This is a genomic window from Candidatus Symbiopectobacterium endolongispinus (genome assembly GCF_018777385.1).
Lineage (GTDB): Bacteria > Pseudomonadota > Gammaproteobacteria > Enterobacterales > Enterobacteriaceae > Symbiopectobacterium > Symbiopectobacterium endolongispinus.
Map to the genome: position 1 here is coordinate 194,899 of NZ_JAFJYB010000001.1, position 11,450 is coordinate 206,348.

General features: G+C 55.3%; 4 protein-coding genes and 2 pseudogenes. 3 read left to right on the forward strand and 3 right to left on the reverse strand.

The annotated features are described in order from the left end of the window. Positions 1 to 22: 22 nt before the first annotated feature. The 3 genes and pseudogenes from ptrA to recD all read left to right on the forward strand — a co-directional run bounded on the left by ptrA (position 23) and on the right by recD (position 8,497). A pseudogene (gene ptrA / locus JZM30_RS00975) lies at positions 23 to 3,030 on the forward strand (pitrilysin). Then, positions 3,027 to 6,632 (forward strand): exodeoxyribonuclease V subunit beta, encoded by a 3,606-nt coding sequence (recB, locus tag JZM30_RS00980; RefSeq protein WP_252317254.1) that lies wholly within the window; start codon positions 3,027 to 3,029, stop codon positions 6,630 to 6,632. The pseudogene ptrA and the gene recB overlap by 4 nt, the downstream one beginning before the upstream one ends. Next, a complete protein-coding gene (gene recD, locus JZM30_RS00985) occupies positions 6,629 to 8,497 on the forward strand; it encodes an exodeoxyribonuclease V subunit alpha (protein WP_252317255.1) in 1,869 nt (622 codons plus the stop codon). The genes recB and recD overlap by 4 nt, the downstream gene beginning before the upstream one ends. On the opposite strand, the gene JZM30_RS00990 is transcribed toward recD, so the two are convergent. The 3 genes and pseudogenes from JZM30_RS00990 to argA all read right to left on the reverse strand — a co-directional run bounded on the left by JZM30_RS00990 (position 8,460) and on the right by argA (position 11,442). Next, positions 8,460 to 9,071: an SEN1982 family lipoprotein gene (locus JZM30_RS00990; RefSeq protein WP_252317256.1), complete on the reverse strand. Its 612-nt coding sequence runs from the start codon at positions 9,069 to 9,071 to the stop codon at positions 8,460 to 8,462. The genes recD and JZM30_RS00990 overlap by 38 nt on opposite strands. After that, positions 9,061 to 9,927: an SUMF1/EgtB/PvdO family nonheme iron enzyme gene (locus JZM30_RS00995; protein ID WP_252317257.1), complete on the reverse strand. Its 867-nt coding sequence runs from the start codon at positions 9,925 to 9,927 to the stop codon at positions 9,061 to 9,063. The genes JZM30_RS00990 and JZM30_RS00995 overlap by 11 nt, the downstream gene beginning before the upstream one ends. A gap of 173 nt (positions 9,928 to 10,100) precedes the next feature. Next, a pseudogene (argA, locus tag JZM30_RS01000) lies at positions 10,101 to 11,442 on the reverse strand (amino-acid N-acetyltransferase). Positions 11,443 to 11,450 lie beyond the last annotated feature (8 nt).

Here is an 11,450-nt window from a genome sequence, read left to right on the forward strand (position 1 = left end):
TGACGTGAGAGAAAGGACGGTAATGAAGAGAGAATGGCGTAAACAGTTTGCCTGTTGTATCGGCATGATGATGATGTTGCTGCTGAGTGGTGTGTCCGCAGCGTGGGCGAGAACCGCAGGGTGGCGTCCTTTGGAACAGGTTATTCGCAAGGGAGAAAACGATCCGCGTAATTATCAGGCGATCACGTTGGATAACGGCATGACGGTATTGCTGGTGTCCGATCCTCAGGCAACTCGTTCGTTAGCATCGCTGGCGCTGCCTATCGGTTCACTCGACGATCCCAACAGCCAATTGGGATTGGCCCACTATCTGGAACACATGGTTCTGATGGGTTCCAAACGCTATCCGCAGGCGGATGCGTTAGCTGAATTCCTTAAAAAACACGGTGGTAGCCACAATGCGAGCACTGCGCCGTACCGTACTGCCTATTACCTGGAGGTCGAAAATGTGGCATTACAGCCCGCGCTCGATCGCCTGGCGGATGCCATTGCTGAGCCGTTGCTCGATCCGATAAATGCCGATCGCGAACGCAATGCTGTCAATGCTGAATTAACCATCGCGCGATCGCGCGATGGGCACCACATGGTACAGGTGGGTGCAGAAACCTTAAATCCGGCGCATCCGGCATCACGTTTTTCTGGTGGGAATCTGGAAACGCTTAAGGACAAGCCTGGCAGCAAGTTACATGACGAACTGTTGGCGTTCTATCAGCGTTACTACTCGGCGAACTTGATGAAAGGCGTGATTTACAGCAATCAACCCTTGCCTGAATTGGCGAAAATGGCGGTAGAGACCTTCGGGCGCATCGCCAACCGTCAGGCTAAGATACCTGTTATCACTGCGCCGTCAGTGACGGACGATCAGCGCGGTATCATTATTCATTACGTGCCGGCGCAGTCGCGCAAGCAATTGCGTATCGAGTTTAGCGGCTATGTCATGGAACAGACCGATCCTACCAGTCAGGCATTCCGCAGCCAAACCAATACCTATATCAGCTATTTGATTGGCAATCGCAGCCAAAATACGTTGTCGGACTGGTTGCAAAAGCAAGGGTTGATAGAGTCTTTGGGCGCAGGCGCTGACCCTATTCTCGATCGTAACGGTGGCCTGTTCACTATCTCTGTCACTCTGACCGATAAAGGCCTTGAGCAGTATGACGTGGTGGTGACTGCCATTTTCCATTATCTGCAATTGTTGCAGTGCAGCAGGAAGGCATCCAGCAGCGCTATTTTGATGAAATTTCCCGCGTGATGGCGCTCGATTTCCGCTATCAGTCCGTTAAGCGCGACATGGGCTATATCGAATGGTTGGTGGATACTATGATGCGCGTGCCAGTGGAACATACGCTGGATGCCGCCTATCTGGCCGATCGCTTTAATCCCGATGCGATTAAGCAACGTTTGGCCAGCATGACGCCGGAGCGTGCGCGCATCTGGCTGATAAGCCCTGATGCGCCTCACAACAAGGAGGCTTATTTTGTTAATGCGCCGTATCAGGTGGACAAAATAGCCCCGGCGCAGTTTACCTTCTGGCAAACGTTGGGCGAAAAAATGGCGCTCTCGTTGCCGACGCCAAATCCGTATATCCCCACGGATTTCTCGCTGATCAAGCGCGGCGAAGTGCAGAACTACCCGAAAATGGTGTTACAGCAGCCGGGGCTTCGTGTGCTCTATATGCCGAGTCGCTATTTTGCCGATGAACCGAAAGCAAACGTCACGGTGTTGTTGCGTAACCCGTTGGCGCAGGATACGGCGCGCCATCAGGTGATGTTCCAGCTTAATGACTATCTGGCGGGCTTAGCGCTGGATGAGTTGAGCTATCAAGCTTCGATAGGGGGGATCAGCTTCTCTACCCGTGGGAATGATGGGCTAACCATCAACGCCAATGGCTATACGCAGCATTTGCCTAAGCTCATGTTGGCGCTGGTCGAAGGGTACGCAAGCTATACGGCGACGCCTGCACAGTTGGAGCAGGCCAAATCCTGGTATATCCAGCAGTTGGACGCCGCTGAAAATGCCAAAGCGTATGAGCAGGCGCTGGAGCCTATTCAGGCGATCTCTTCTCTGCCTTATACCGAGCGAGAAGAGCGGCGCGCTCTGCTTAAAGATATTTCGCTGGACGATGTCATGGCCTTCCGTGATGCGTTGTTGCGTGATGCCGCACCGGAAATGCTGGCAGTCGGTAACCTCACCGAAGGTCAGGTGACGAAACTGGCGCAGGATATCAAAGCGCGTCTGACCTGTTCAGGGCAAATCTGGTGGCGTTCCCCGAGTGTGGAAGTCGCGCGTACCCAGCTTGCCAACCTGCAACGTGCGGGGAGCAGCACCGATTCTGCGTTAGCTGCGGTGTATATCCCCACCGGTTACGGTGAAGTGCAGGGCATGGCGTACAGTTCGCTGCTCAATCAGATCATTCAGCCCTGGTTCTATAACCAACTGAGAACGGAAGAGCAGCTCGGCTATGCGGTGTTCTCCTTCCCGACCATTGTTGGCCGCCAGTTCGGTATAGGATTCTTGCTGCAAAGCAACAGCCAGCAGCCTGCTTACCTGTATCAGCGTTATCTGGATTTCTTCCAGAAAGCCAAGCCGCGCCTGCGTGCCATCAAAGCCGATGAGTTTGAACAGTACAAGCAGGCGTTGATTACTGAACTGAGTCAGCGTCCACAAACGATGAACGAAGAGGTTGGCCGGTTGCGTAACGATCTCGATCGTGAAAACTTTGCCTTCAACACTCGTGAAAAACTGATTGAGGCGCTTAAACCGCTGACGGTTGACCAACTTGCACGCTTCTTCGAACAGGCTCTGGCACCACAGGGGCTGGCTGTGTTGTCGCAAATCTCGGGCAGCCACCACGGTAAGGCTGATTACGCTGCGCCGAAAGGTTGGACGCTTTATCCCAATGCTTCAACGCTGCAACAGACATTGCCAGTCAAACAACGGGTGATTGATAAACCGCGTAGCGGTGTGTTGTCTGCCGAAAAAGTCTCGGCGGTTGAGAAAAAAAACGTGGTTGAGAAGGTTGCTCCATGAGTCAGGATACGCCGCATACGCTTGATGTGCTCACGCTCCCCCTGTTTGGGGAGCGGTTGATAGAAGCGTCTGCCGGTACGGGTAAAACCTATACGCTGGCGGGGCTCTATCTGCGCCTGTTATTGGGGCTGGGCGGCGCGGCGGCGTATCCTAAACCTCTGTTGGTGGAAGAGATCCTGGTAGTGACCTTTACGGAGGCGGCCACAGAGGAACTGCGCGATCGTATTCGCGCCAACATTCATGCATTGCGTCTGGCTTGCCTGTGTGGCAAAAGTGACGATGCGCTTTTTTCGGCGTTGCTGGCGCTACTGCCTGATAAGCCGTCGGCAGCACAACTGTTGCTCGATGCTGAGCGACAAATGGATGAAGCCGCCATCTACACTATCCATGGCTTTTGTCAGCGTATGCTCGGAAGCCATGCCTTTGAGTCCGGTTCGCTGTTTGATCAAGAGCTGATCGAAGATGAACAGCTTCTTACCCGGCAGGCCTGTGCCGATTTCTGGCGGCGTTACTGTTATCCCTTGCCGTTCGATGTAGTCAGCGTTATTTGTCAACTCTGGAGTGGGCCGGATGCGTTACAGCGCGAACTTGCCCCCTATTTACAGGGCGAAGCACCACAACTGCATAACCCACCCGCACCAGATGAGACGTTGTTACAGCGTCATCAGCAGATTCTGGCGCGCATTGATGATATCAAGCAGCAGTGGCGGCAGGTGGCAGCGCAGGTGGAGAAGTGCATTCTCGAATCGGATGTAGACAAGCGCAGCTACAGTAACCGTTATCTACCGGGCTGGGTAGAAAGCGTTAGCTTTTGGGCCGAAGCGCAAACCACCGACTATGCCTTGCCAAAAGCGCTGGAGCGGTTCACACAATCTACGTTGAACGAGAAAACCAAAAAGGGTGCGCCCCCTGTGCTTCCGGTGTTTTCGGCGATTGAAACGCTGCTTTCCACGCCGTTGTCGCTACGCGATATTGTTATCGATCGGGCGTTGCATGATATTCGCGCAACGGTGCGTAGCGAAAAATTGCGCCGCGCAGCCTTGGGATTTGACGACCTGCTAAGCCGTCTGGATGAGGCGCTGCGCCAGCCGCTGGGTGAGCAACTGGCAGCCGCGATACGTCGGCGCCATCCGGTGGCGATGATCGATGAGTTCCAGGATACCGACCCGCAGCAGTATCGTATTTTCCGCGCCATCTATGGTGAACAGCCCAACAGCGGCATGTTGCTGATCGGCGATCCGAAGCAAGCTATCTACGCGTTTCGCGGTGCGGATATTTTCACTTATATGCGGGCGCGTGCCGATGTTAAGGCACACTACACGTTGGAAACCAACTGGCGTTCTTCCCATGAGATGGTCAGCGGTGTGAACCGCCTGTTTCAATGCGTCGATAATCCATTTATTTTTTCGGCGATCCCTTTTCTGCCGGTTAAGCCTGCACCGAATAAACAGGGGCTGCGTTTTGAGCTGGACGGTGTGTCGCAGCCCACACTGCAATTTTCTCTGTCGGGTTCTGTGGTATTGGGGACGGGGGAGTATCGGCAACTGATGGCACAGCAGTGCGCCATGCAAATTCGCGACTGGTTGCAAGCAGGTCAACGCCGTACTGCCTGGCTGGATAATGGTCGCGAGCGTTCTCCTGTGCAGGCATCGGATATTTGTGTTTTGGTACGCAGCCGCCATGAAGCCGCATTGGTGCGTGATGCGCTGCGCCGTCTTGCCATTCCTTCCGTCTATCTCTCCAACCGTGACAGCGTATTTAACACCCCAGAGGCACGTGAGGTGCTGTGGTTGTTACAAGCCGTGCTGGCCCCAGAACAGGAACGCACGTTGCGCAGCGCACTGGCGACCGCATTACTGGGATTCAGCGCGCAGCAGATTGATGCGCTAAACCAGAGTGAGGCAGAGTGGGATGCGCAGGTCGATACCTTTGCCGCGTTTCGTGATCTTTGGTTACGACGGGGCGTACTCCCGATGCTGCGCTCGCTCATGTCGCATTATAGTTTGGCGGAAAATCTACTAGCTAGCCGTGAGGGTGAACGCCGGTTAACCGATTTCTTGCACCTGGGCGAGCTGCTGCAACACGCCGGGGCCACGCTCGAAAGCGAGCATGCGCTGGTGCGCTGGTTGTCGCAGCAGATTTTGCAGCCCAATCCACAGGCTGACAACCAGCAACTGCGGTTAGAGAGCGATCGCCATCTGGTGCAAATTGTCACCATCCATAAATCCAAAGGGCTGGAATATCCGCTGGTTTTGTTGCCGTTTATTTGTCACTTTCGCCCTCAGACTGATGGCATTTATCATGACAGGCGTACCTTTCAGGCACTGCTCGACGTCAATAGTGGGGAAGAAAGCCAGCAGTTGGCTGAGGAAGAGCGACTGGCGGAAGATTTACGGCTGTTGTACGTGGCGCTTACGCGGTCGATTTACCACTGTAGCGTGGGGGTGGCACCGCTACAGCGCACCCGACGCAAAAGTGAAACGACTGACATGCACCTCAATGCGCTCGGCTATTTGCTGCAACGCGGCAAGGAGGCGGATGCGGATACCCTGGTTGTTGCACTGCATGCCTTGGAGGGCGATGGCGTGGCGATAAACGCTGTGCGTGAATGGGATGGCATTCCCTGGCAAGATAACGTGGACAAGCCAGCAATACTGCGCGCCAGTGAATGTAAGCGCCCGCTTACTAATAATTGGCGAGTGACCAGCTATTCTGGTTTACAACAGCATGGCGCTCAACAACATCCTCTACAACTGAGTGGGACAATGGCGCAAGAGCTGTTTCCCCGCCTGGACGTTGATGCTGCGTTGGACCCGTGCAACCTTGTCCCTGAAGAGAGTGAGCGAGCGCTCACCCCGCATACCTTCCACAAAGGTGCAGGGCCGGGAACCTTTTTGCATAGTCTGTTTGAGACATTGGATTTTACCCACCACGTCAGCGTTGAATGGCTGGAAGAGCAGTTGATAGCGCATGGCATGGCAAGTGGGTGGGCACCTACTTTGCAGGTGTGGTTTTCGGCTCTACTGCATGCGCCGCTGAATGCGGATATGACCGCTTCTGACGCCCCATTGACGTTGGCAAGCGTACCCACACAGCAGCGAATTGCCGAGCTGACTTTTTATCTGCCAATAGATGTCCCGCTACAGGCAACCGCGCTGGATGCTCTGGCAAAACGTTACGATCCGCTGTCAGCTAATTGCCCGCCACTCTCCTTTCAGCAGGTGCAGGGGATGTTAAAAGGCTTTATCGATCTGGTTTTTTGCTGGCAGGGACGCTATTACCTGCTGGATTATAAGTCGAACTGGCTGGGAGAAAGCGCCAGTTCTTACACGCAGCCAGCCATGCAAGCGGCAATGATGGCGCATCGCTATGATTTGCAGTATCAGCTTTATACGCTGGCTCTGCATCGCTATCTGCGCCATCGGGTGCCGGATTATGATTACGATCGCCACATTGGTGGCGCTATCTACCTGTTTTTGCGCGGTGTCGATTCGGTTTTCCCCTCGAATGGTATTTTCACCCAGCGTCTGCCGAGAGCCTTTGTAGAGCACCTCGATCGTTTGTTCAGCGGTGAAGTGGCACTGTCAGGAGAACGTCTATGATGGGGTTGCTGGCGACGGCGATGGAGCGCCAACTGCTGCGCCCGCTGGATGTACAGTTCGCGCGTATGCTGGCCGATGGACAGCCCGCACCGGTGCAACTGGCTACGGCGTTGGTGAGCGCGGCGTCGGGTGCGGGCAACGTCTGTTTACCGTTGACGGAATTGCACCCTGATTTCCTGTTTGATGGTCGCGATCCTGCACTGGCGCACGCGTTGTGGGATCTCGCAGGGCTACCGGACAGCGCGGCGTGGCAGCAAGGCCTGCTGGCTTCACCAGCCGTGGGCGATGGCCGTGAGACAACGCCGCTGGTATTGCAGTACCAACGGCTTTATTTGCAACGCAATTGGCTGAGTGAAGTGCGGGTAGCGGCCTTTTTTGCCGGAAATCATGTCGTCGATATTCACACCGATCCCCTTGCCGTACGTCGCGTGTTAGACCGCTTGTTTTCACCGCTTGATGCCGAGGTAGATTGGCAAAAAGTGGCTGCCGCCGTAGCGCTGACGCGTCGTGTCTCGGTGATTTCCGGCGGGCCGGGTACGGGAAAAACCACGACGGTAGCCAAACTGCTAGCCGCCATGCTGTTGCTGCATGAAGGGGACAAACCGTTGCGCATTCAACTGGCAGCCCCGACGGGAAAAGCAGCCGCGCGTTTGACGGAATCGCTGCGCAGTGCGTTAAGCAAACTGCCGCTGGAAGAGGCGCAACAGCGTCATTTGCCGCGGGAAGCAACCACGCTGCACCGCCTGTTGGGCGCAGTGCCTGACAGTCAACGCTTGCGTTATCACCAGGGCAATCCGCTCCATCTCGATGTGCTGGTGGTGGATGAAGCCTCGATGGTGGATCTGCCGATGATGGCAAATCTGGTATTGGCACTGCCAGCTACGGCACAGGTGATTTTCCTGGGCGATCGCGATCAACTGGCCTCCGTTGAGGCCGGGGCGGTATTGGGCGATATTTGTCGCTTTGCCGCTCGAGGCTATAGCGCTCAGCGGGTTGAGGAACTCGAACAACTGACGGGCTACCGGTTGGTAGCGTCATCCGACGTGAGTCCTGCGGTGGCAGACAGTTTGTGCCTGCTGCAAAAGAGCTACCGATTCGATCAGCACTCTGGCATTGGCATCGTGGCGCGAGCAGTAAACAGTGGTGAGGAACGTCAGGTTCGACAGGTGTTGCAGGATGAACATGACGATCTGCACTGCCTGCCGTTGGCGCTGGAAGAGGATTACCAGCAGATGTTGGCGCAGTGTGTGGCGGGGTATAGCGACTATTTGCAGGCGGTAGCACAGGGGCAGGATGCTTCACAGGTGCTGGCGGCATTTAACCGTTTTCGTTTATTGTGCGCGCTGCGTGACGGCGCGCTGCGTGACGGCCCGTTTGGCGTCGCCGGTTTGAATGGGCGTATTGAGCAGGTGCTGCAACAAGCTGGGTTGATTCATCGAAGCCGTAATCCGACGAATCCTTGGTACTCCGGCCGACCGGTAATGATTGCACGTAATGATGCGTTGCTTGGCGTGTTTAACGGCGACATCGGGATCACCATGCCAAATGAGGCGGGCGAACTGCGCGTTTACTTCCAACTGCCCGATGGGCAGATGAAACCGGTCAGCCCGAGTCGCTTGCCGCCGCATGAAACCGCCTACGCCATGACGGTGCATAAATCTCAAGGATCGGAGTTCGATCATACCGCACTGGTGTTGCCGAACGCCTTTCTGCCGGTGTTGACGCGCGATTTGGTGTACACCGCGGTTACGCGCGCGCGTACGCAACTGTCACTCTACGCGGAGATAAGCATCTTGTGCCGCGCGGTGAGAACGCCAACGCGTCGCTTCAGCGGGCTGGAAATACGTATCCTCGCCGGTGGCTGATCGTTAAAAATCCAGCTCTACCAGGAATTGGCGGGCTATGAAGCATCAGCTTGCCCTGCTTGGTTATGCGAAACGTGGCGGAATAACGCGTTTTGGTACTGCCGGCGATCAGGTTGTCCGCTTCGCTAAAGGCAAAGCGCAGCGAAGCATTGTTGGCCCAAGGTGCTAGCTGGGTTAAGCGGTAGGTGAAATAGACCGCATTTATCCCCTGTGCGACGGGCTCAACCGTGATGATGCTGTTAAGTTCCATGCGGCCAAAGCAGAGATCGCCTGCGGTGCGCCACATTGGTTCGGCCTCCGGCGTTAACTGATAGACAATGTTCTCTCCCTGGCGAGTCTCCCGTGCCAATCCCGCATCTACGAGTGCCTGCATGCGCCCGGTGATCCAGGGCGCATCCTGGGCGTGGCTATATACTACTGGCCATTGCTTTACGCCGAGGCAATGCGCAGGCTCTGCGGAAAAATAGTCACGTAATGCCCGCTGATAGTCACTGTTTGTCGGCTGGGCCCAGAGGCTGCTTGGGAACAGTGCTACCCAGGACAATAAAAGGAGCAGCGCGTATTTATGGTTCATGCAGTGTCCTTACCAGGCGAAAACCGATATCTGACATCATAAAACCCGGCGTATGTGCATCACACCCGCTGCGCAGGTTTCCTTGTGTCATATAGCTCCCGCCACAGAACAGGTAGAGCGTTTTACCGCCTTCAACCACAACGGTATCGTTAAGCCACTGAGACACATTACCGCTCATGTCATACAGCCCGAGAGCATTAGGACGTTTTGATGCGACGGGGCGAGTACCGAACGTGGTAGCCTCCTGAGAGGCGAAATGGGCAACGGTCTCTGGCGTATTACTGCCAGCATAATAGAAGCCATAGGTTCCGTTCGCCAAACCGGGAGCGCCGCCTCTGGCCGCCACCACCCATTCATTGCGTGATGGCAAACGGTAGCCTGAGGCATGAGGATCGGTGCTAATGGTCTGTTCTGCGTCTGGCTCACGCTGCTGTTTAAGTGGTTGCCCATCGCTGGCTAAATAGTAGGGCGTTAATCCCTGGCGAATACTCAAGGCATTGGCAAAAATAATAACATCCCACCAGGAGACATTGGTGACAGGATGCTTGCCACCGTCTTGTTCGGGCGCGAGACAATCTTCGACGTGTGCGCCGTTGCATCCACCATCAATCATGTAGCCTTGCTCTGTCGCCCATGCCAGCAGATCGTGATAGAAGCGATAGGTGACTGCGGTAGTCATGATGTTATAAGCGGCAAGCGAGATGTTGGCGTGCTCGGCGTAGGCGTGCTGACCAAAAACCGGACCAACGTAATAGTGGCCTGTTTTGACAGTAATTTCGTCAATGTGCAGCAGCCTGGCGCAAGCGGCCTGAAACATCAGCCCCATGCCGAGCAGCATAAAGAGTGCTTTGCTCATGGTATTCCTGTACCGGTGTTACTGTCCTGTATGGCCATTGTGGTGGCCGGGCAGTGACGTGCATTACGCGAGCATTCTACGCGCTGAGGCGCGATAAGTCTCTGCACGATTGCTCTGGGGGGAGATAATGGCAACGCCGGTATACAGTTGCATACCGGCGTGATACGAGAGGATTACAGGTCGATCACCAGGATCTTGTAACGGCGCTGGTAGTTATACAGTTCCTGCTTGCGTTTAGGCAGCATCTCCACCTCGGCGGGCTGAAAGCCGCGCTCCTGGAACCAATGGATGCTGTGCGTGGTGAGAACGAAAAGTTTCTTCAGCCCCTGCTGACGTGCCTGTGCCGCAACGCGTTGTAGCAACATGTCTCCGCGCGAGGAACTGCGATAGTCAGTATGTACCGCGACGCAGGCCATTTCTCCGATGCTCTCTTCAGGGAACGGGTACAACGCGGCGCAGGCGATGGTCAGGTTATCGCGGACCACCACGGTAAACTTATCGATCTCCATTTCCAACTGCTCACGTGAGCGGCGCACCAGAATCCCCTGTTGCTCCAGCGAACTGATCAGCTCGAGAATGCCGCCAATATCGTTGATGGTGGCTCGGCGCACTTGCTCCGCACCCTCCATGACGATCTGCGTACCGATACCGTCACGAGAAAACAGTTCTTGCACCAGTACCCCGTCTTCCTGATAGCTGATCAGGTGACTACGGCGCACGCCGCTCCGGCATGCGCGCACGGCACCACGCAGGAAGCGCACGGTTCCCGAGTTATAATCTCCATCGGCTTCACGCTCTTCAATGCAGCGCTGGGCGTCGTCGGGAAACAGTTCAGAAATGATGGTGCCATCCTGCGTGGTAACCCCTTGGGACGAACAGAAGCCAATCATTTTCTCGGCTTTCAGTTTGATAGCCAACTGGGTCGCCACTTCTTCAGACGTCAGATTGAAACTCTCGCCTGTGACAGATACAGCTACCGGGCCTAGCAGCACAATGGCGCCGCTGTCTAACTGGCGATGTATCGCCGCTTCATCAATACGCCGGATGCGACCGCTGTGGCAGTAGTCCACGCCATCATCGACCCCTAACGGCTGGACGATAATACGGCTGGACGATAATAAAGTTATCGCTCACCACGTTGATGTGCGCGCCCTGTAGCGGCGTGTTATTCAAACTCATGGAAAGACGCGCGGTGATATCCAGTTGCAGCATGCCTGCGGCCTGTTTCACCAGGTCCAGCGTGTTGCTGTCGGTGACACGGGTATGCTTATGATAACGCGGCTCGAAATGGTGTGTGGTCAGGCTGGCATCAATCTGCGGGCGGGCACCATAGACCACCACCAGCTTGATGCCGAGGCTATGCAGCAGGCCAATATCGTTGACTATGTTGGCGAAATTTTCATGTTCAATAGCTTCACCGCCCAGCATGATGACAAAGGTTTTGCCGCGATGCGCGTTGATATAAGGAACCGAATGGCGGAAGCCTTGGACCAGTTCTGTACTACGTTCCTTCATTGCGAGCC

Coding starts and splice junctions, on each gene's coding strand:
- recD (WP_252317255.1), top strand. CDS start 6,629: ATGATGGGGTTGCTGGCGACGGCGATGGAGCGCCAACTGCTGCGCCCG.
- JZM30_RS00995 (WP_252317257.1), bottom strand. CDS start 9,927: ATGAGCAAAGCACTCTTTATGCTGCTCGGCATGGGGCTGATGTTTCAG.
- JZM30_RS00990 (WP_252317256.1), bottom strand. CDS start 9,071: ATGAACCATAAATACGCGCTGCTCCTTTTATTGTCCTGGGTAGCACTG.
- recB (WP_252317254.1), top strand. CDS start 3,027: ATGAGTCAGGATACGCCGCATACGCTTGATGTGCTCACGCTCCCCCTG.